The organism is Streptomyces sp. P9-A2 (assembly GCF_036634175.1).
GTDB lineage: Bacteria > Actinomycetota > Actinomycetes > Streptomycetales > Streptomycetaceae > Streptomyces > Streptomyces pratens.
This window is the reverse complement of sequence record NZ_JAZIFX010000001.1, coordinates 7,975,123-7,995,187: the sequence shown is the minus strand read 5'-3', so window position 1 is coordinate 7,995,187 and position 20,065 is coordinate 7,975,123. Positions and strand designations below refer to the sequence as shown.

Sequence of the window (20,065 nt, the reverse complement as noted above, 5' to 3'; positions counted from 1 at the left end):
CACCCCAAGGTCCGCCGACACTCCGTATCCGCCCGCACGGTCTCTGGAGGGCACATGACTCGTATCTCGGTGAAAGTGGACGGCACGGCGTACGAGGACGAGGTGGAACCCCGTCTGCTGCTGGTTCACTATCTGCGCGACCGGCTCGGTCTGACCGGCACCCCGGTCGGCTGCGACACCTCGAGCTGCGGCGCCTGCACGGTCGAGCTGGACGGCACGAGTGTGAAGAGCTGCTCGGTGCTGGCCGTCCAGGCCGACGGCGGCGAGGTGACCACCGTCCAAGGGCTGGCCCGGGACGGCGAGTGGACGCCGCTGCAACGGGCCTTCCACGAGCAGCACGCGCTGCAGTGCGGCTACTGCACCCCCGGAATGATCATGGCGGCGCGTGATCTGCTGCGCGAGAACCCGGACCCCGACGCGGACGAGGTGCGCGAGGCACTCGAGGGCAACATGTGCCGCTGCACCGGTTACCAGAACATCGTCCGCGCGGTGCTCGCCGCTGCCGCCGCATCGGAGGAGGTCACGGCATGACGGATCAGAGCACCGACCGGAACACCGAGCGTGAGGTGGGCCGGAGCCGGCTCCGCAAGGAGGACGCCCGGCTGGTCACCGGACAGACCAACTGGACCGACAACATCTCCGTCACCGGTCTGCTGCACATCGCGTTCCTGCGCAGCCCCATGGCGCACGCCCGCATCGAGCGGGTCGACGTCTCCCCCGCCCTCGAACGCCCCGGGGTGGTGGCCGCGTTCAGCGGCCGTGACCTGGCCGAGGGGCTCGGTTCACTGCCCTGCGCCTGGCCGGTCACCGAGGACATCGTGATGCCGGACCACCCGCCGGTCGCGGTCGACGAGGTGCGGCACGCGGGCGACCCGGTGGCGGTCGTGGTGGCCCGTGACCGGTACGCGGCGGCCGACGCGCTGGAGGCGGTCGAGGTCGACTACGAGCCGCTGGAGCCGGTGCTCGACCTGGAGGCGGCGCTCGCCGAGGACGCCCCGCTGGTCCACGCGGACAAGGGCACCAACCGCAGCTACGTGTGGCCGCTGAAGACCGGCGAGGACTACGAGACGGTCAAGCGGCGTGCCGACGTGGTCGTCACCCGCCGCTTCCACCAGCAGCGGCTGATCGCCAACGCGATGGAGCCGCGCGCGGTCGTCGTCACCCCGCTCGCCGCCTCCGGCGAGTACACGGTCTACTCGGCGACCCAGGTCCCGCACATCCTCCGAATAATGCTGGCGACGGTCACGGGGATCCCCGAACAGAAGCTGCGGGTGGTCGCCCCGGACGTGGGCGGCGGGTTCGGCTCCAAACTCCAGGTGTACGGCGAGGAGGCCGTCGCGCTGGAGGTGGCCCGGCGGCTGGGCCGGCCGGTGAAGTGGACCGAGTCGCGTTCCGAGGGCTATCTGGCCACCCACCACGGCCGCGGCATGATCCAGGACATCGAGGTCGCCGCCACCGGCGAGGGCAGGCTCCTGGGCCTGAAGGTCGAGCTGCTCGCCGACATGGGCGCCTATCTGATGCTGGTCACGCCCGGCATCCCGATCCTCGGCGCGTTCATGTATCCGGCGATCTACAAGATGGACGCCTACGACTTCACCTGTACGGGTGTGTTCACGACGAAGACGCCGACGGACGCGTACCGCGGCGCCGGGCGCCCGGAGGCCACGTTCGCCATCGAGCGGATCATGGACGAGCTGGCGGCCGAGCTCGGCCTCGACCCCCTCGAGGTGCGGCGCCGGAACTGGATCCGGCACGAGGAGTTCCCGTACGACTCGATCGCGGGTCTGACGTACGACAGCGGCAACTACGAGGCGGCCACCGAGAAGGCGCTCGCGCTGTTCGGGTACGACGACCTGCGCGCCGAGCAGCAGAAACGCAACGAGCGCGGCGACACCGTACGGCTCGGCATCGGCGTCTCGACGTACACGGAGATGTGCGGGCTCGCCCCGAGCCGGGTGCTGCGGGACCTGCGGTACGCGGCCGGCGGCTGGGAGGCGGCGAGCATCCGCATGCTGCCCACCGGCAAGGTCGAGGTGGTCACCGGCACCAGCCCGCACGGGCAGGGGCACGTGACGAGCTGGAGCCAGATCGCCGCCGACGTGCTGGGCGTGCCGTTCGAGGACATCGAGGTGGTGCACGGCGACACCAGGGCGGCCCCGCAGGGCATGGACACGTACGGCTCGCGGTCGCTGGTGGTCGGCGGGTCGGCGGTGCACCACGCGGCCGAGAAGGTGGTGGAGAAGGCCCGAAAGGTCGCCGCGCACCTGCTGGAGGCGAACGAGAACGACCTGGACTTCACCGACGGTGTGTTCACCGTCAAGGGCTCGCCCGAGGCGCGGAGGACGATCCAGGAGATCGCGTTCGAGACGTTCACCTCGCACGACGTGCCGGACGGCATGGAGCCCACCATCAACGCCGAGCACTTGCTCAACCCGGAGAACTTCTCGTACCCGCACGGCACGCACCTGTGCGCCGTCGAGGTCGACACGGAGACCGGGCAGATCCGGATCCGCTCCTACGTCTGCGTCGACGACGTGGGCCGGGTGATCAACCCGGTGATCGTGGAGGGCCAGGTGCACGGCGGTCTCGCCCAGGGCATCGCGCAGGCGCTGTACGAGGAGGCCGTCTACGACGACGAGGGCAACCTGGTCACGGGCACGATGGCCGACTACCTGGTCCCGGTGGCCGGTGACCTGCCGGAGTTCGTCACGGAGCGGACCGAGACGCCGGCGACCTCCAATCCGCTGGGCGTCAAGGGCGTCGGCGAGGCGGGGACGATCGCCTCGACGCCCGCCGTGGTCGGCGCGGTCGTGGACGCGCTGCGGCCGCTCGGGGTGAACGACGTGACGATGCCGTGCACGCCCGAGCGGGTGTGGCGGGCAGTGCGCTCGGCGAAGGAGGCCTCCGCATGATCCCCCCGGCATTCGACTACGCCCGGCCCACCAGCCTCGACGAGGCGCTGCGCGTACTCGCCGACGGCGGTGAGGACGCGAAGGTACTGGCCGGCGGGCAGAGCCTGCTGCCGTTGCTCAGGCTGCGGCTGGCCTTCCCGGAACTGGTGGTGGACGTCGGCCGCGTCCCTGGGCTGCGCGGGGTGCGCGAGGACGGCGACACGCTCGTCATCGGCGCGATGACCACGCACCACGAGGTCATCCGTGATCCACTGGTGCGCCGGCACGCGGGGCTGCTGGCCGCCGCCACCCGTACGGTCGCCGACCCGGCCGTACGGCACCGGGGCACCTTCGGTGGCTCGCTGGCGCACGCGGACCCGGCGGCGGATCTGCCCGCGGCGGTACTCGCCATGGACGGTGAGCTGGTCGTCGCGGGCCCGGGCGGCCGGCGCACGGTCCCGGCCCGTGAGTTCTTCGTCAACTATCTGGAGACGGTGCTGGAGCCCGACGAGCTGCTGGTCGAGGTGCGGGTACCGAAGGCGGACGGCTGGGGCTTCCACTACGAGAAGTTCCAGCGGGTGGCGCAGTCCTACGCGATCGTCGGTGTGGCGGCGCTGGTACGCCGCGACAACGGGCGGATCACCGAGGCGCGGATCGGGCTGGTCAACATGGGCGCGACCCCGCTGCGGGCCACGGCGGCCGAGCGGGCCCTGGCCGGCTGCGACGACACGCAGGCCGTGGCGCGGGCCGCACAGTCGGCGGCGGAGGGCACCCAGCCGCCCCGGGACACCTCGGGTTCGCCCGAGTACCGGGCTCACCTGGCGCAGGTGCTCACCCGGCGGGCGGTGCTGACCGCGGCCGGAATGGGGTGAGGCCGATCAGCGGCGCAGCGGGGAGCGACGGGCCGGGCCCCGGCGGACCGGGCCCGGCGACGGGCGGGCCGGACCGGGTGGCTTCCGGGCCGGACGAGGTGCGGGCCCGTCTGGAGGCGACGGGGTACCTCCTCGACGACGGGCTGGCCATGGCCTGCTTCCTCGCCCTGAAACTGCACCGGCCGGTGTTCTGCGAGGGCGACCCGGGCGTCGGCAAGACCGCGCTGGCGACCGCCCTCGCCGAGGCACTGGACGCTCCGTTGATCCGGCTCCAGTGCCACGAGGGCATCGACGCCTCCCAGGCCCTCTACGACTGGGACTTCCCCCGCCAGCTGCTGCATCTGCGGGCCGCCGAGGCGACCGGCATCACGGACGCCGACCGGCTGGAGGGCGAGCTGTACGACCGCCGCTTCCTGATCGCCCGGCCCCTGCTGCGGGCCCTTCAGACGCAGCCGTGCGTCCTGCTCGTCGACGAGATCGACCGGGCCGACGACGAGTTCGAGGCGCTCCTGCTGGAGCTGCTGTCGGAGTTCTCGGTGACGATCCCGGAGCTGGGCACGGTACGGGCCGAGGTGCCGCCGGTGGTCGTGCTGACGTCGAACCGCACCCGGGAGGTGCACGACGCGCTCAAGCGACGCTGCCTGTACCACTGGTTCGGCCATCCGGACTTCGCCCGCGAGCTGGCCATCGTCCGGCGCCGGCTGCCCGGGGTGTCGGCGCGACTGGCCGAGCAGGTGACCGCGCTGGTGCAGGCGCTGCGCGCGCAGGACCTGCTCAAGCCGCCGGGGGTGGCCGAGACGATCGACTGGGCGCAGGCCCTGGACGCGCTCGGGGCGAGCGAGGTCGACGCCGACCTCGCCGTCGCGACGCTGGGGTCGGCGCTGAAGTACCGGGAGGACATCGAGCGGGCGCGGGGACTCGATCTGGCGGCGGTACTCGCCGCACGAGGGACGTGACGGACATGGCGGGCGTGGCGGACGTGACCGGCGGGGCCCCGCGGGGACGCTCGGCGCCGGACGGGGAGCGGGACGTGCGGGACGACGGTGTACGGGCGGAGGACGTGCGGGCCGGTGGCCCGTACGAGGCGGTCGCGGTGCTTCTCGGATTCGCCCGCGCCCTGCGCGCGGCGGGCGCCGACGCGAGCGCGGAGCGGGTGCACGCTTTCCTGCGCGCGGTGGACGCCCTGCGGCCCGGGGCGCGGACGGACGTGTACTGGGCGGGGCGGCTGACGCTGTGCGCGGGACCGGACGACCTGGAGCGGTACGACCGGGTCTTCGCCGCGTACTTCGGCACCGGCGAGCCCGGCGGACCACCGCCACCGGCCGCTCCCCGCCCGCGGCAGCGGCTCGTGGTGCGCGACGCCGCGGGCCGCCGTGCGGGCGGCACGGAGGAGGAGCGTCCGGGGCCGCCCCTGGCCACGCGGGCCAGTTCCACCGAGACGCTCCGCCACCGCGACCTCGCGGACCTGGCCGCCGCCGAGCGGGAGCAGGTGCGGCGGCTGCTGGCGGCGCTGACGCCGCGCGGCGAGGTCCGGCGCACGGCGCGCCGCCGGCCCGCCCGGCGCGGGGACGTGGATCCGCACCGGACCGTGCGGGAACTGCTGCGGCGGGGCGGCGAACCGGCCCGGCTGCGGCACCGGGCACGGGCCGAACGGCCACGCCGTCTGGTGTTGCTCGTCGACGTCAGCGGGTCGATGGCGCCGTACGCGGACGCGTTGCTGCGCTTCGCGCACGCCGCCGTACGCGGGCGGACGGCGGAGGTGTTCACGATCGGCACCCGGCTGACCCGGGTGACCCGGGAGCTGTCCCACCGGGACCCCGATCCGGCCCTGAGCGCGGCCTGGGACGCGGTACCCGACTGGCGTGGTGGTACCAGGCTCGGTGTACTGCTGCGGGAGTTCCTCGACCTCTGGGGGCAGCGGGGCATGGCCCGTGGCGCCGTGGTGGTGCTGCTGTCGGACGGCTGGGAGCGCGGCGACCCCGAGCTCCTCGCGGCCCAGATGCGCCGCCTGCACCGGCTGGCCCACCGGGTGATCTGGGCCAATCCGCTCAAGGCACGACCCGGTTACGCCCCGCTGGCCGCGGGAATGGCGGCGGCGCTGCCGAGCGTGGACGCGTTCGTCGAGGGCCACAGCCTGGCCGCCCTGGAGAACCTGGCGGCGGTGGTACGGGGCGCCTCCCCCGACCGGGCCTCCCCCGGCCGGGCTGGCGCACCCGATCCGGCCGCCGTACCCCGGGAAGGAGCCCACCGTGCGTGACATCCTCCCGGCGCTCACCCGCTGGTACACCGCGGGCCGGCCGTTCGGCCTCGCCACCGTGGTCGGCGCGAGCCGCAGCACACCGCGTGATCCGGGCGCGGCGATGGCCGTGGGGCCGGACGACGAGGTGGTGGGCAGTGTCTCCGGCGGGTGCGTCGAGGGCGCGGTGTTCGAGCTGGCCCGGGAGGTTGTCGGTGACGGTGACGCCCGGCTGGAGACCTTCGGCTACAGCGACGACGACGCCTTCGCGGTCGGCCTGACCTGCGGTGGCGAGATCACCCTGCTCGTGCGCCCGGTGACACCGGAGCGGGACCCCGCGTTCGGCGCCGTCGCCGAGTCGGTCGCCGCGGGCGAGCCGGTGACCGTGGCGACGGTGACCGACGGTCCCGCGCCGCGCGGGGCCACGCTGGCCGTGTGGCGGGACCGGCTGGCGGGCACGCTGGGGACGACCGGCCTGAACGCGGCGGTCACCGCCGACGCCCGCGGCGAACTCGCCCTCGGCGCCACGGGGCTGCGTCACTACGGGCCCCGGGGGCAACGCCGGGAGGACGCGGTGAGTGTGTTCCTGCAGTCCTTCGCGCCGCCGCCGCGCATGCTGGTCTTCGGGGCGATCGACTACGCGGCGGCCGTGGCCCGGATCGGCGCCTTCCTCGGCTACCGGGTCACCGTCTGCGACGCCCGCCCCGTGTTCGCCACGCCCCGCCGCTTCCCGGAGGGCGTCGAGGTGGTCGTGGACTGGCCGCACCGGTATCTGCAGGGCACGGAGACCGACGGGCGCACGGTGATCTGTGTCCTCACCCACGACCAGAAGTTCGATGTGCCGCTGCTCCTGGAGGCGCTGCGCCGGCCGGCCGCCTACATCGGCGCGATGGGCAGCCGCCGCACCCACACGGACCGGAGGGAACGGCTGGTCGAGGCCGGGCTCACCGGGGACGAGCTGTCCCGGCTGCGCTCACCGGTCGGGCTCGACCTCGGGGCCCGTACGCCCGAGGAGGTGGCGGTGTCGGTGGCCGCGGAGATCGTCGCGCTGCGCTGGGGCGGCACGGGCGCACCACTGTCCGCGACCGGGGGAGCGGTCCATCCGCCCGTGCCCGCGCCCTGAACGCCCTCGAGCCGCCCGGGCCTTGTCGAGCCCTCGGCCCCTGCCCCTCCCTTGGTCACCCGAGAACCGAACCGCGAGGTGGAAGACATGGAACTGCATCACGAGTTCACCGTTCCCGTCCCGGTCGACGACGCCTGGCCGGCGCTCCTCGACATCGAACGGGTCGCGCCGTGTCTGCCGGGGGCGACCGTCGAGGAGTACGACGGCACGAAGGTGACCGGCTCGGTGAAGGTCAAGGTGGGGCCGGTCACCGTGACCTACCGGGGCACGGCCGTCTTCGAGGAGCGGGACGAGACGGCGCACCGGATGGTGCTGGTCGCCTCCGGCCGGGAGACCAGGGGCCAGGGCACCGCGCGGGCGACGGTCACGGCGACGCTCGGCGAACGGGACGGCGGCACGGCGGTGTCGGTGCGTACCGACCTGACGGTGACCGGGCGGCCGGCGCAGTTCGGTCGAGGGGTGCTGGCGGAGGTCGGCGAGCGGCTCATCGGCCGGTTCGCCGCCTGCCTGTCCGAACAGCTGACGCAGCCGCCCGGCACGGCCGACGAGACCGGTGCGGCCGACAAGACCAGTGCGGCCGGGGAGACCGGTGTGGCCGGCGAGACCGGTGCGACTGTCGTGGCCGGTGCGCCGCAGGCCGTCCGACGGGCCGAGGCCCCGCCGGACGAGCCCCTCGACCTGCTGCGCACCGCCGGTCTGCCGGTCGCCAAGCGGGCCGCCGCGGTGCTTGCGGGCGCCGTCGCCCTGAGCCTGTTGGTCGCGCGGATCCGCAGGCGGCACCGCTCCTGACACCAGACTCGACAAATAGATGCAAAAGGTATGTGTGAGCCGTGCCGGTGTGGGTAATCGGCCTCGTGACACCTCCGATCGCGGAAGGAGGTCCGTGAAAAGCGCATCTACTCGCAGCGTCCGGACCGCTTCCACCGACACGAAGCGGTCCGGTCCTCCCGGCACCGGTTCTTCACGTGCTGATCCTTCATCACGTCCCCCTTCGACTAAGCCGATCGTTCCGACGTGCCAGGGGCGATCACGGCACAGTCTCGACGGCGTCCGAAAAGAGCGGGACCGGGGTGGCCACAGGGTTACGATTCGGGTCAACACGCACCAAGCCGTCCCTCCGGCGGCAAGCGACCCGAAGGGCCACACATCCAGATGCCGGTCAAGGTCAGCGTCATCGTCCCCGTGTACAACCCGGGGACCTACCTCGAGGACTGTGTCTCCTCCTTACGTCGGCAGTCCCTGCCCACCGAGGAGTACGAGGCGATCTTCGTCGACGACGGTTCCACCGACGGGACTCCCGCACGGCTCGACCGGCTGGCCGACGAGGACCCCCGGATGCGGGTGATCCACCAGGAGAACTCCGGCTGGTCCGGCAAGCCGCGCAACGTCGGGATCGCCGCCGCCCGGGGCGAGTACGTGATGTTCGTCGACAACGACGACTACCTGGGCGACGAGGCCCTGGAGCGGATGTACGCGTACGGGGTGGCCCATGGCGCGGACGTCGTCGTGGGCAAGATGGCCGGCAGGAACCGCGGTGTGCCGGTGGAACTGTTCCGCCGCAACCATCCGCGGGCCACGGTGGAGAACGCTCCGCTGATCGACAGCCTCACCCCGCACAAGATGTTCCGCCGGGCGTTCCTCGACGAGATCGGGCTGCGCTTTCCCGAGGGGCGGCGGCGCCTGGAGGACCACGTCTTCGTCACCGAGGCATATCTGCGCGCGGCCAACGTCTCCGTCCTCAGCGACTACGTCTGCTACTACCACATCCGGCGCGACGACGCCTCCAACGCCGGTTTCCAGCGCTTCGACCCGGTGGGCTACTTCACCGACCTCCGCGAGGCGCTCGACGTGGTCGAGCGCTACACCGAGCCCGGCCCGGTGCGTGACCGGCTGTTCCGCCGGTGGCTGCGGGTGGAGATGGTGGAACGACTGCGTGGCCGGCGGCTGCTCGGGCTGCCGGACGACTACCGCAGGGAGTTGTTCGGAGAGATCCACAAGGTGGTGGTCGAGCGGTTCGGGCCCGCCGTCTCGGCCGGGCTGCAGCCGACGCAGCAGGTCGTCGCCTCACTGACGGCGGCGGACCGGTACGACGACGTGCTGGCGCTCGCCGAGTGGGAGGCCGGGGTCGTGCCGAACGCGGCGCCCACCAGCGTGGAGTGGGAGGGCGGTTCGCTGCGCCTCGGCTTCACCGCCGAATACGCCTCCGGAGGTGCGCCGATGACGTTCCCCGCCGATGCCGGCCGTGCCCCGCTGACCGATACACCGAAGAACGTGGAGGCGGCGGTGGCGTGGATCGGCACGGAGAACGTGGCCCGCTTCGACCAGGCCACCGCCGATCTGCTGCTGCGTGAACGCGCCAGCTCCGCCCAGTACTTCCAGCCCGTGGAGTTCACCCGCGAGACGGTCGCGGCCGACGGCGGGGAGCAGGTGCGACTGGTGCTGCGGGCCACGGCCACGGTCGACCCGGCCGTGCTGCCGGGTGACGGGGCCTGGGACGCCGTCGTACGGCTCAAGCTCGGCGGCTGGACCAAGGAGTGCCGTCTGGGCCCGGCCCCGCGCGCCACCCGCCCGGAGCCGTACGCGGGGGTGACTGCGGGCCGGGCGGTCCTGCCGTACTGGACGGAGCCGCACGGGAACCTCTCCCTGGACGTCGGTGTGCAGGGCAGGCGGCTCGGCCTCGGTCAGGTGCGGCGGCCGGACGTCACGGTCTCCGGGGCGCGGCTGCGCGCCCGGATTCCGCTGCACGCGGCGGACGGCACACCGGTACGGCTCCGGTTCACCTCTGCGGGCCGCGTCCTGTACACGCCCGGTGCGCTGACCACTGAGCCGGAACAGCCGGGGTCGCGACTGGAGTCGACGCTGCCTTCGGGTCTCCCCCGTGGTGTCTGGCGGGTGGCACTCTGTCTGGACCCGGAGGCCGCCGAACCGCGTTTCGGCGGGCTGCCGTTCGCGCTCCGCGCCGGCCGGGGCGGTGTGCTGGTGGTGCAGGTTCCGCGCCCCGGCACCGGACGGAAACTGCTGCGCAGGGCACGGCGGGTGCTCGGCGTTGCCCGTGCGAGGGTGGCGCCGCTGATCGGGGGAAGACGGTGACCGGTGCGCACACTGGACCTGGAGGGTGCCTGAGTCCGGGAGCTCGAGGTGCTCCCGGACGACCGGGGCAGTTTCCACGAGTGGTGCGGCGGTGAGGAGTTCCGCGAGGCGACGGGGTACGGCCCGTCGCCGGCGCGGGCCGGCTGCTCGGCGCCGCGGCGTGCTGCGGCATGCTGCGCGGAGTGCACTTCACGGACGGGCCGCCCCGCCGGGCCACATACGCGACCTGTGTGCGCGGGACGGTGCTCGACGTGGTGGCGGACCCGCGGGCGGGGTCACTCACCCGCGTAAGGGAGCCGGGAGGCCGTGCGGCTGGACGACGACAGCCGGCACACGGTGTTTCCCGCCGAAGGGCTGGGAGACGCCTTCAAGGCGTTCACCGACGACGCGACGGTGATGTTACCCGTACTCGGCGGGCTATGCGCTGGGCCGGGAGCAGGGGGTGCGCCCGCTGGCCCCCCTGCTCCCGGCCCTGGACATCGAGTGGCCGTGGGGCATCGGCCCGGTGCTGTCACCGAGGAACGAACGGGCGCCGACGCCGGCCGAGGCGGAGCACCTCGGCCCGTTGCCGTCGTACTAGGGCCTGTCCGGCGGATCAAGTCGGAGGTAATCGGCGGTGTCCGTCCATCTGGGACAAGTGGGGTCTGGTGCGTTCAGCTGCAAGGCGGAGGAGGGCGCCGACGCGATGGGGGTCCCTCCCGCGCATGGGGGTCCCTCCCGCGCATGGGGGTCCCTCCCGCTCGAGCGCAGTCGAGAGTGGGGGAGCAGCCGAGCGTGGGGGAGTCGGCAACCGACGACAACGCCGCTGGGGGTCCCCCCTGCTCGAAGAGCTCGGGGGAGAGCGTGCCAGACCCCACGTCTCCGGCATGATCCGCCGGACAGGCCCTAGGCCTGCCGCGCACGCTACGAGGAGCTGCGCGGCAGGGGGCTCAGCGGCTGACGCCGACCTGGTCGAGCGCGCGGCGCAGGGGCTCCCAGCCCAGGCGCCGCGGCAGACCGCGGTTGCGGGCCTGGGTGAGCGGGCGCCAGAAACCGGCCTCGATCAGTGCCTCGGGCGGCACCGCGCCGGCTCGCTCCAGGATCGCCTCGGGCACCTTCTGCGGGTCGGGCACCTTGTACTCGGCCATGATCTCGTCGTACTTGTCGTGCAGCACGGTGTTGTCCGGGTCGGCGCCGAAGATCACGAGCTGGCCGGTGGGCTGGGTGTCGACGAGGACCGTCACCAGATCGGGGCGATAGCGCGCCAGCACCTCGGTGATCTTGTAGACGTCGCCGGTCCAGGCCGTGGTGTGGCGGTCCCGGGCGGCCTCGTCGACGCTGCGCGGCAGCATGTCGTCGAGGACGATCACGCTGGACCAGTCGGAGTGCTTCTCGACGTTCATGAAGTCGCGCAGGGCGTATTCGAACAGGTGCATGCCGTCGATGAAGGACAGGTCGAGCGTGGTGCGCTGCCAGTGTCCGATAGGGCTGCGGCCCCGGCGGAGGTTGCGCAGCGGGTGCCGGCCGCCCTTGAGGTGGGCCAGTGGATTGTCGCGGGCGAAGAAGTCGTCACTGGTGGCCTTGACCAGGTGGACGTCGCACTTCAGTTCCGAGACGACCTTGAAGGCAGGGTCGACCGCGATGCTGGGGACGCGTGACAGGCACAGGCTGCGACCGTCGTTGACGCCGATCTCCAGATAGTTGCGGTTGACGCTGGCCTTGTGCAGGGCGCGCAGGAACTCATGGCGTTTCACGAAGAGGACTCTCCTTGCGGATGCGGGGCAGTGCTTCGTGCGGGGTGACGCGCCGGTCACGCGGTGCCGGCAGGCCGATGTCCGGCCGGCGGTCGTGCGCGAGGACGCTGTATGCGGGGCGCGGCGCGGGCCGGGGAAAGGCCGCTCCGCTGAGGAGCCTTTCCCGGTCGGGGCCGGCGCCGGTCAGCCGGGACACCTCCCGGGCCAGGTCGTACCAGGTGGCTTCGCCGGAGCCCGTGGCGTACAGGACGCCGTGCACGTCGACGGCGCCGGGGGCCGGGGGCGGCCATGCGGACGGCGAAGTGGGCCACCTGGTCCGCCTCGGTGGTCGGTTTGCCCATGAGGTCGGCGTCGCGGATGTCGCCGTGAACGAACTCCGGCCGGAGGTCGCCGAGTTCGAGGTTGTCGAGAGGGCCGGCATGGGTGAGCGCGGCCGGCACTGCGTTCCTCGGCACGTCGGCGGCGCCGGGCACGCCGGCGGCGAGCGGCGTACGGACGGAGCGGGAGCCGATGAAGCCGGCCGCTCCGGTGACGAGGAGGTTCACGTGTGGATCTGCACCTTGCTGTGGTCTCCGAGGACGAACCGGTGTGCGCTGGGAACGCTGGGGGCCGGGGTCACCTCGACATGGCGGCCGATCAATGAGGACTCGATGCGGCGGACGCCGTCGATCGAGGAGTCCCGCAGCACGATGGAGAATTCGACTTCGCTGTCGGTGATCCGGCAGTTCTCCGCGACGGAGGTGAAGGGCCCGACGTAGGAGTCGCCGACGACCGTGCCGGCACCGATGACGACGGGACCGACGATGCGCGAGTTGCTGATGTGGGCCCCTTCCTCGATCACCACCCGGCCGATGGTCTCGGAGGCGTCGTCCACCTCGCCGTCGATCCGGCGTTCGACCCCCTCGAGGACCGACCGGTTGACCTCCAGCATGTCGACGACGTTGCCGGTGTCCTTCCAGTAGCCGTGGATGACCGTGCAGCGCACGTCGGCGCGGGAGTCGATCAGGTGCTGGATGGCGTGGGTGATCTCGAGTTCGCCGCGCCAGGAGGGCTTGACGGCGCGTACCGCGTCGTGGATGGCGGGGGTGAACAGGTAGACGCCGACCAGAGCGAGGTCGCTCTTGGGATGCTCGGGTTTCTCCTCGAGGCCGGTCACCTGTCCGCTCGCGTCGAGTTCGGCGACGCCGAAGGAGCGGGGGTCCGCGACGTGGGTGAGCAGGATCTGGGCGTCGGGCCGGTGCCGGCGGAACTCGTCGACGAGTCCGGTGATGCCGCCGACGATGAAGTTGTCGCCGAGGTACATCACGAAGTCGTCGTCCCCGAGCCAGTCGCGGGCGATCAGCACAGCGTGTGCCAGCCCTAGAGGCCGTTCCTGGGGGATGTAGGTGATGCGCAGGCCGAACTTCGATCCGTCACCCACCGCGTTCTCGATCTCCTCGGCCGTGTCGCCGACGATCATTCCGACGTCGGTGATGCCGGCGTCCGCGATCGATTCCAGCCCGTAGAAGAGCACGGGCTTGTTGGCCACGGGGACCAACTGCTTCGCCGAGGTGTGGGTGATCGGCCTCAGCCGGGTGCCGGCGCCGCCGGACAGCACGAGAGCCTTCATCTGTCTCACCCTAGTGGTGCGCGGCACGTGGAACATCACTTGTTTTAACGGTTCATTACGAAATCCCCGATGAGAACTGTCCGGTCACCGTGTTTTCGGCCGATGACCGCTGATTCGCGCCACGCGGGGCGCCGGGTCCGCCTGTCGGGCGTGTCGGCCCGTCCCGGGCCGGTGCGTCAACGCCCGTGCCCGGGCGGCGGTTTCCCTCGATGCGGTCCGGGCAGGCCGGGTGCGGAGGCGGGCCGGGCCGGTGGCGGCGGGTCCGGGGCCGGGCCGCCCACTCGACGGCATATCACCCGAAGGGATGACAGCGGTGCCGGGAGTGTCGTCGACGGCCGGGACGGCGCCTGCTCACCGGTGCGTGCCGAGTTCCGCCCACACCTGTTTGCCTCCGCTGACCGGCAGTGTCCCCCAGGCCGCCGACAGGGCCTCGACGAGCAGGATGCCCCGGCCGCCGGTGGCCTCCCAGCCGATGCTGTTCGGCTTGGCGGGACTGCGGGGCGACGCGTCGGCGACCGCGAGGCGGAGCCGCTCGCCGACGAGGGTGAGATCGAGGCGGACCTGCCCCTCGGTGTGCACGAGCGCGTTGGTGACCAGTTCGGAGACGATGAGCAGGGCGGTGTCGAGATCCTCGGTCACACCCCAGGAGCGCAGGGTGCGCCGGGTGAAACGGCGGGCGTGACCGACGGCCTGCGGCACCCGCCACACCGTCCAGGTCTCCCGCAGCGGGCGCAGGGTCATTCCCTCGTAGCGCATCAGCAGCAGGGCGACGTCGTCACTGCGCGGGGCCTTGCCGAGCAGGCCGTCGGCGACCAGCCCCAGGTCGGCCGGGTCGGCGGCGGCCAGCCGGCGGGCGAGGCGGTCCATGCCCTCGTCGATGTCGGCCTCGACGGTCTCGACCAGGCCGTCCGTGGTGAGGGCGACCACCGTGCCGGGCCGCAGCCTCAGAGGACTCATCGGGAAGTCGGCCTGGGCCATGACGCCGAGCGGCGGCCCGCCCTCCGTCTCCGTGATCTCGGTACTGCCGTCCGGGTGGCGCAGCACCGGCGGCAGATGCCCGGCGCGTACGCACCAGGCGGAGCCCTGTTCCAGGTCGACCTCGACATAGCAGCAGGTCGCGAAGAGGTCGCTCTCCATGTCCACGAGCAGCCGGTTGGCGTGCGACACCACCACGTCGGGCGTGTGCCCCTCGACGGCGTAGGCGCGCAGCGCGGTGCGCATCTGCCCCATGAGGGTGGCGGCACCGGCGCTGTGGCCCTGGACGTCGCCGATGACCAGGGCGACATGGTTGTCGGGCAGCGGGATCACGTCGTACCAGTCGCCGCCGAGTTCCAGGCCCGCGGTGCTGGGCAGATAGCGGGCGACGGCGACCGCGCCGGGCAGCCGGGGCAGCCGGCGCGGCAGCAGCTGACGCTGGAGCATGCCGACCAGTTCGTGCTCGGCGTCGAAGGCGCGGGCCCGCATGAGGGCCTGCCCGGCGAGACCGGCGGCGGCGGTGAGCAGGGCACGCTCGTCGGCGCCGAAGTCGTGCGGGGTGTCCCAGCCGATGAGGCAGGCACCGGCCGTCCGGTTGCCGGCGGACAGCGGCAGCATGGCGAGACCCCCCGGGCCGACCTCGGCGAGGGAAGTCTCCAAAGCGCTGTCCGCGGACCAGGTCCGGGCCCGGCCCTCGCGCAGGACGGCGGCGAGGGTGGGCATGGTGCGCAGGGGCGCGTCGGGCCACTCGGCCCGCCACTCGGCGCGCCACAGGTCCGGCCAGGCGTCCGGTTCCGGTGGGTCGAGGGTGACGACGACGAGCCGGTCGCTCTCCAGTTCGGCGACCGCGATCCGGTCGGCTCTGAGCGGCCCGCGCAGGGCCGTGGCCACGGCCCTGCCGACATCGCGGACGGTGACCGCCGTGGCGAGTGAGGTGGCCAGGCGCTGCACCCGGGCCACGTCGGTGACGTCGGCGCGCAGGGTGGAGGCGTCGGTGACGGAGCCCACCAGACGGGCCGGGCGGCCCTCCCCGCCCGGCAGCAGCCGGCCGCGCAGTCTGAGCCACTTCGGCGGGCCTGCGGGCTGCACGATCCGGAAATCCAGCTCGCGTTCGCCGATGGTCATGTGGTCGGACTCGACGACCGACATCATGGAGGGCAGGTCCTCCGGCACGGTCAGGCCCATGAGGGTTTCGACGCGGCCGTCGAAGTCGTCCGGGCCCAGGCCGAAGAGGTCCAGGATGTCGTCGCCCACCCGGACCCGTCCGGTGTCCGTGGCGAGGACGAAGGCATCCGGCGCCGGCTCGCCGCCGCCGTCGGCCACGGGCTGCCGCCCCGGAAGGGTGATGGCGTCGGCGACGAGCCCGAGGCAGACGCGGTCGTCGGGGCCGAAGCCGCCGGGGCGCTCGCCGACGGCGAGCAGGCAGCCGCCGGCCCCTTGGTGCACGGGCAGGGCGGCGAGGAAGAAGTCTCGGGCCGGGACGCGCCGTGCCTGGGCCTGGGCGGCCAGTTCCTCGGGGCCGAGCCACACCGGCCGGCCGCCGCGTACGGCCGCGGCGGCCGGGGAGTGCCCGGCGACGGAATAGCTCTCCCGCACTCCGCACAGGGTCCGCGGTATACCGGCCGACTCCACCAGGCGCAGCTGCTCGCCGTCCTCGCTGGGCTTGTACACGGCGACGAAGGCCGCGCCGGCGAAGACCAAAGCCTGCTCCAGGACCCGGCGGACCCGGTCCGGCGACTCCGGCTCGGTGGTGATCGCCGTGAGGGCGCCTTCCGCGCGCAGCGTTCTCGTGCTGCGTCCCGCAGCGCCCTCACCGACCACGTTGGCTATTACAGCGCTTATACGACACCTGCGCAGCCCCTGCGGCATGACATCGCCCCGCCGACGGGGCGATGTCATGCCGCAGGGGCTGCGCGTGCGGGACGGCTGCGCGTATCGGTGTGCCGCCGCCTCCGGTCCACCACGGTGTGCCGTGGTGGACCGGAGGCGGCGGGCCCGGCCCGTCCTCGGCTCTGCCTGGTGCGATCAGGGCCGGGGTGGGGTGCCGGGGCGGTCAGCGGGATCCGGTCAGTGACTCCGCTCCCCTCCCGAAGGAAGAGGGATTCCCACCCGAGGGTTGCCGTCCAGCCCGAACCGATCCCTTGCGGGACACCGGAGACGTACGCCAGGGATTCGATTCCCCCACCGGCTGCAGCCGGTGGTTCCCTCGAAAGAGGTTCGATGGATCTCGGTCAGTGGGTCTCGGGCAGGCCGTCGTCGCCTGCGCCGTCCTCGGCACCCTGGCCGGCACCGTAACCGGTCCCGTCGTCCTGGCCCGCTTCCTCGCCACCGACTTCGCCGGCCTGGTCGCCCGTACCGGTGTCCTCACCGCCGGCCTCGCCGGCGCCCGCGTCCTCACCGCCGGCCTCTTCGCCACCCGCCTGGTCGCCGGCTCCGGCGCCCGCGCCGGCCTCGCCGAGGGTCGCACCGACCGCCGCCAGGGCGGTGGTGACCGGCTGGAAGAAGGTCTCGCCGCCGACGGTGCAGTCGCCGCTGCCGCCCGAGGTCAGACCGATCGCGAGACCGTCCCGGGTGAACATCGAGCCGCCGCTGTCGCCGGGTTCGGCACAGACGTCGGTCTGGATGAGACCGGTGACCGTGCCCTCCGGATAGTTCACCGTGGCGTCGAGTCCGAGGACCTGGCCGTCGGCGAGCCCGGTGGTGCTGCCCATCCGGAACACCTCCTGGCCGACGGTGGCCTCCGCGGCCTCGGTGATCTGGACCGTCTGACCGCCCACGTCGACGTCGCTCGGCGCTTCGGTGGCCGGGTCGTCGTACCGGACGAGTGCGAAGTCGCCCTCGCCGGGGAAGACCGCCTGGTCGACGGTGGCGATCGGCTGGCCGTTCTGCGCGTCGGACCACTGGTCGGCCGCGACCGCGCAGTGACCGGCGGTCAGGAAGGCGGGCGCTCCGTCGTCCGCGGTGACGTTGAAGCCGAGCGAGCAGCGCGCGCCGCCGGAGAAGATCGCGTCCCCGCCCGAGGCGAAGGTCCTGAACGTGCCCTCCGACTTCTTGATGGTCGCCATGCCGGAGCCGAGGCCCTGCACGGTGGACTCCAGTCTGTCCCACTTCTCGCCGGTCACCGTGGAGTCGGCGGTGACCAGGATCTTGTTGGTGCGCGGGTCGACGGCCCACGAGGTGCCGGGGATGGTGGCCTCGGTCTTCAGCGTCTGCTTGCCCTCGGCCAGTTCGGTCATGCTGTTGTCGACCTCGCGGACGGTCGCGCCCGCCTTCTTCGCCTGCACGATCACGTTGTTGTTGTCGCCGGGTACGACGTTGACGACGAGCTGCTGCTTGTCGCCGTCGTAGTAGGAGCCGGCGAACGCGTCGCCGAGGAGCCCGGCGAGCTGTGAGGCGAGGTCCGAGGCATCCGTCGCCTTGAGGGTCTTCGGCGCGGCCGCCGCGTCGCCCGACGCGCCGTCCTGTGACGCGTTGGCGTGGGGGAGCAGGAGCGCGGCGGCGCCGAGCGCCACCACGCCGCCCACCGCTATCGCGGCCTTGCGCTTCGGAATTCGCTTGTGACTCAAACTTCTCGACCTCCTGGGGGGACCGGAGTCGTGCCGCCGTTCGGCGGCTGTCGGGGGCGCCTGGATGGCTGTTGGTACGCACGGGTCCCGCCGAGCGTTCAAATCCGTTCGCGGTCAACCGGTTTGGGACACGGAATCGGCCGACCGGCGTGTCCGGCCCGGCGTACGGCGACCCTCCCGGAAGCAACACGTACCGCGACCGGACGTATACGTTCCGTCTCTCCCGGAATGCGGAATCCCGGCTTCGGTGAATCTGCGCATCCCATGCCCGGACCGGTCACCGGGCCGGCGGCCCTCCACAGGCCGGCCGTTTCACCGGTGTCGTCCTGGTCCTGGAACCCGGGCCGGACTTCCCCCGGGGCGGCCGTAAGCCAGGAGTTCTCGGCGCGATGCCGGCCCGGCTGCACGGCACGGCACGGTGGGGCACGGCGGGGACGATGCCCGCGGTGGTGCTGTCGAGCCTGCTGCTGGTGGCGGTCGGCGCGGCGATGCCCGGCCTCGGCCGTACCTTCATCGACGAATTCCCGATCGGCGGACGGACGTCGATGCTGGGCGTGCTGTTCACGTCGATGGGCGTCTTTGTCCTGCTCACCCTGGTGCTGACCTGGCTCCAACAGGCGAACCTGCTGCGCGGCCGGAACTTCTCCGGCGGGCAGCTTCAGCGGCTGGAGATCGCGCGGGCGCCGGTGCGGCGGCCGAGCATCCTGGTCCTGGACGAGGTGACCAGCGCGCTGGACGCCGAGACCGAGCTGGTCGTGATGGACAACCTGCGCCGTCGCGGCTGTGCCTGCGTGGTGATCGCGCACCGGCTGAGCACGGTCCGGGACAGCGACGAGATCATCGCCCTCGACCACGGCACGGTCGAGGAGCGCGGGCGGCACGAGGAGCTGGTGGCGCGCGGTGGCGCGTACGCCGCGCCGGTCAGGGAGCGCTGAGATGACGACGACCGTGTTGGAAGGGCCCGGGGGCGACCTCGTGCTGGACGCGCTCAGGGCGCCGGGCGGCCGGCTGCGCGAGCTGGTGCGGCGTCAGCCGGCGTGACGGGGGCGGGTGTCCGCGGACACCCGCCCCGGACACCCGCCCCGGACACGCCGGAGGCCGGCGGGCGGCCCCACTCCGCCCGCCGGCCTCCCTTGCGGGGCCGCACGTTCCGCGAGGAGATCGGCACTCCCCAGTACCCGACCGCCACGCGGTCACGGGAACCGTGCGGTCCCGGTCTCAGAACGTGAGGACGCCCGAACCGTGGGCGTTCATCACGCACTCGTTGGCGAAGGTGCGCTCGTACGAGAGCCGCTGTCCCTGCCATACCCCGTCGACGGTGACGACGACCGGGTCGTACTGGTGGGTGCAGAGCACGCCGTCTCTCGCCTCAAGGGTCCGCAGATCGCCGTCCACCGCGGCCAGTTCCCCGCACGCCGCGGCCGCGGCCGGGTGGGTGCCGGAGGGGCCGGGGGCACAGGTCAGGGTGACCGCGCGCTCCGGTGTGACGGTCATGGCGCTCTCCCCGTGACCCATGGTGAGCACCAGGGCCGACGGGGCGTAGAGCGCGGAGGGTGCGCCTCCCGGCGCGGCCGACGCGGCCCCGGACAGAGGTGCGCAGACTGCTGCGGCGGTCAGGCCGATGGTGGTGGCCCAGCGCGCGGTGTTCCGCATTGTGTGCATCCTTCCGCTCGTTTCGACGAGTGGCCGGCCCGTGCTCGGTGGTGCCGGACCGGCGAGCGGGAGTCTGCCGAGTCCGCTGCGGAAACACACGTCGACCGGGCCGCTTTCAGTAACATTGCGTATTGAATCAGTGGCGTGAAGTAACGGAATGTGCGGGCGTGAACCCGGTAACCGCACGGCCGGCGCTTGTGCGAAGTGGTCAGATGGCTGAATTCCCACTGTTTCGCAATAGGCCTGAAACATTCCGTTTCCGTTCCCGACAGACCGTTCCGTGACGCCTTCTGTTCATGATTCAGTCGGCTCGACGA

At 72.5% G+C, this 20,065-nt stretch carries 14 protein-coding genes and 3 pseudogenes; 10 read left to right on the top strand and 7 right to left on the bottom strand.

Annotated features, from left to right (window positions below):
* Positions 1-54: 54 nt before the first annotated feature.
* From V4Y04_RS35845 to V4Y04_RS37965, 9 genes and pseudogenes are all read left to right on the top strand, one after another.
* Positions 55-531 (top strand): (2Fe-2S)-binding protein, encoded by a 477-nt coding sequence (locus V4Y04_RS35845; protein WP_332432442.1) that lies wholly within the window; start codon positions 55-57, stop codon positions 529-531.
* Positions 528-2,912 carry a xanthine dehydrogenase family protein molybdopterin-binding subunit gene (locus tag V4Y04_RS35840; protein ID WP_332432441.1) on the top strand — a complete coding sequence of 795 codons (2,385 nt, stop codon included), beginning with the start codon at positions 528-530 and terminating at the stop codon, positions 2,910-2,912. Before V4Y04_RS35845 ends, V4Y04_RS35840 begins: the two co-directional genes overlap by 4 nt.
* Positions 2,909-3,763 (top strand): FAD binding domain-containing protein, encoded by an 855-nt coding sequence (locus V4Y04_RS35835; RefSeq protein ID WP_332432440.1) that lies wholly within the window; start codon positions 2,909-2,911, stop codon positions 3,761-3,763. The genes V4Y04_RS35840 and V4Y04_RS35835 overlap by 4 nt, the downstream gene beginning before the upstream one ends.
* A 98-nt stretch (positions 3,764-3,861) precedes the next feature.
* Complete coding sequence (locus V4Y04_RS35830) at positions 3,862-4,719, top strand: AAA family ATPase (RefSeq protein WP_443080223.1); 858 nt, start codon at positions 3,862-3,864, stop codon at positions 4,717-4,719.
* Positions 4,716-6,020 (top strand): vWA domain-containing protein, encoded by a 1,305-nt coding sequence (locus tag V4Y04_RS35825; RefSeq protein ID WP_332432438.1) that lies wholly within the window; start codon positions 4,716-4,718, stop codon positions 6,018-6,020. Before V4Y04_RS35830 ends, V4Y04_RS35825 begins: the two co-directional genes overlap by 4 nt.
* Positions 6,013-7,122: an XdhC/CoxI family protein gene (locus V4Y04_RS35820; protein WP_332432437.1), complete on the top strand. Its 1,110-nt coding sequence runs from the start codon at positions 6,013-6,015 to the stop codon at positions 7,120-7,122. Before V4Y04_RS35825 ends, V4Y04_RS35820 begins: the two co-directional genes overlap by 8 nt.
* 87 nt (positions 7,123-7,209) lie before the next feature.
* Positions 7,210-7,911 (top strand): SRPBCC family protein, encoded by a 702-nt coding sequence (locus V4Y04_RS35815; protein WP_332432436.1) that lies wholly within the window; start codon positions 7,210-7,212, stop codon positions 7,909-7,911.
* A gap of 363 nt (positions 7,912-8,274) precedes the next feature.
* Positions 8,275-10,212, top strand: a complete 1,938-nt coding sequence (locus V4Y04_RS35810) for a glycosyltransferase family 2 protein (protein ID WP_332432435.1) — start codon at positions 8,275-8,277, stop codon at positions 10,210-10,212.
* A gap of 48 nt (positions 10,213-10,260) precedes the next feature.
* Positions 10,261-10,792 (top strand): annotated as a pseudogene (locus V4Y04_RS37965) (dTDP-4-dehydrorhamnose 3,5-epimerase family protein).
* A gap of 349 nt (positions 10,793-11,141) precedes the next feature.
* On the opposite strand, the gene V4Y04_RS35795 reads toward V4Y04_RS37965, so the two are convergent.
* From V4Y04_RS35795 to V4Y04_RS35770, 6 genes and pseudogenes are all read right to left on the bottom strand, one after another.
* The gene (locus tag V4Y04_RS35795; protein ID WP_332432433.1) at positions 11,142-11,945 is read right to left on the bottom strand and encodes a class I SAM-dependent methyltransferase; all 804 of its coding nucleotides are present in this window, start codon (positions 11,943-11,945) and stop codon (positions 11,142-11,144) included.
* Complete coding sequence (locus V4Y04_RS35790; protein ID WP_332432432.1) at positions 11,932-12,204, bottom strand: sugar nucleotide-binding protein; 273 nt, start codon at positions 12,202-12,204, stop codon at positions 11,932-11,934. The genes V4Y04_RS35795 and V4Y04_RS35790 overlap by 14 nt, the downstream gene beginning before the upstream one ends.
* A gap of 37 nt (positions 12,205-12,241) precedes the next feature.
* Positions 12,242-12,490: pseudogene (locus V4Y04_RS35785) on the bottom strand (NAD-dependent epimerase/dehydratase family protein); the annotation flags it as partial.
* A complete protein-coding gene (locus V4Y04_RS35780; protein ID WP_332432431.1) occupies positions 12,487-13,554 on the bottom strand; it encodes a glucose-1-phosphate thymidylyltransferase in 1,068 nt (355 codons plus the stop codon). The gene V4Y04_RS35780 and the pseudogene V4Y04_RS35785, both read right to left, overlap by 4 nt.
* A 351-nt stretch (positions 13,555-13,905) precedes the next feature.
* Entirely contained in the window at positions 13,906-16,398 is a 2,493-nt protein-coding gene (locus V4Y04_RS35775; protein ID WP_332433127.1) for a SpoIIE family protein phosphatase, read from the bottom strand.
* A gap of 362 nt (positions 16,399-16,760) precedes the next feature.
* On the bottom strand, positions 16,761-18,095 hold the full coding sequence (locus V4Y04_RS35770) for a S1 family peptidase (RefSeq protein WP_332432430.1): 1,335 nt from the start codon (positions 18,093-18,095) through the stop codon (positions 16,761-16,763).
* A 632-nt stretch (positions 18,096-18,727) separates the two neighbouring features.
* On the opposite strand from V4Y04_RS35770, the pseudogene V4Y04_RS37960 reads away from it, so the two are divergent.
* Positions 18,728-19,030: pseudogene (locus V4Y04_RS37960) on the top strand (ATP-binding cassette domain-containing protein); the annotation flags it as partial.
* Positions 19,031-19,313: 283 nt separating this feature from the next.
* Here V4Y04_RS37960 and V4Y04_RS35760 read toward each other — a convergent pair.
* On the bottom strand, positions 19,314-19,748 hold the full coding sequence (locus tag V4Y04_RS35760; RefSeq protein ID WP_332432429.1) for a subtilase-type protease inhibitor: 435 nt from the start codon (positions 19,746-19,748) through the stop codon (positions 19,314-19,316).
* Positions 19,749-20,065 lie beyond the last annotated feature (317 nt).

Coding starts and splice junctions, on each gene's coding strand:
- V4Y04_RS35845 (WP_332432442.1), top strand. CDS start 55: ATGACTCGTATCTCGGTGAAAGTGGACGGCACGGCGTACGAGGACGAG.
- V4Y04_RS35840 (WP_332432441.1), top strand. CDS start 528: ATGACGGATCAGAGCACCGACCGGAACACCGAGCGTGAGGTGGGCCGG.
- V4Y04_RS35835 (WP_332432440.1), top strand. CDS start 2,909: ATGATCCCCCCGGCATTCGACTACGCCCGGCCCACCAGCCTCGACGAG.
- V4Y04_RS35815 (WP_332432436.1), top strand. CDS start 7,210: ATGGAACTGCATCACGAGTTCACCGTTCCCGTCCCGGTCGACGACGCC.
- V4Y04_RS35810 (WP_332432435.1), top strand. CDS start 8,275: ATGCCGGTCAAGGTCAGCGTCATCGTCCCCGTGTACAACCCGGGGACC.
- V4Y04_RS35780 (WP_332432431.1), bottom strand. CDS start 13,554: ATGAAGGCTCTCGTGCTGTCCGGCGGCGCCGGCACCCGGCTGAGGCCG.
- V4Y04_RS35775 (WP_332433127.1), bottom strand. CDS start 16,398: ATGCCGCAGGGGCTGCGCAGGTGTCGTATAAGCGCTGTAATAGCCAAC.
- V4Y04_RS35760 (WP_332432429.1), bottom strand. CDS start 19,748: ATGCGGAACACCGCGCGCTGGGCCACCACCATCGGCCTGACCGCCGCA.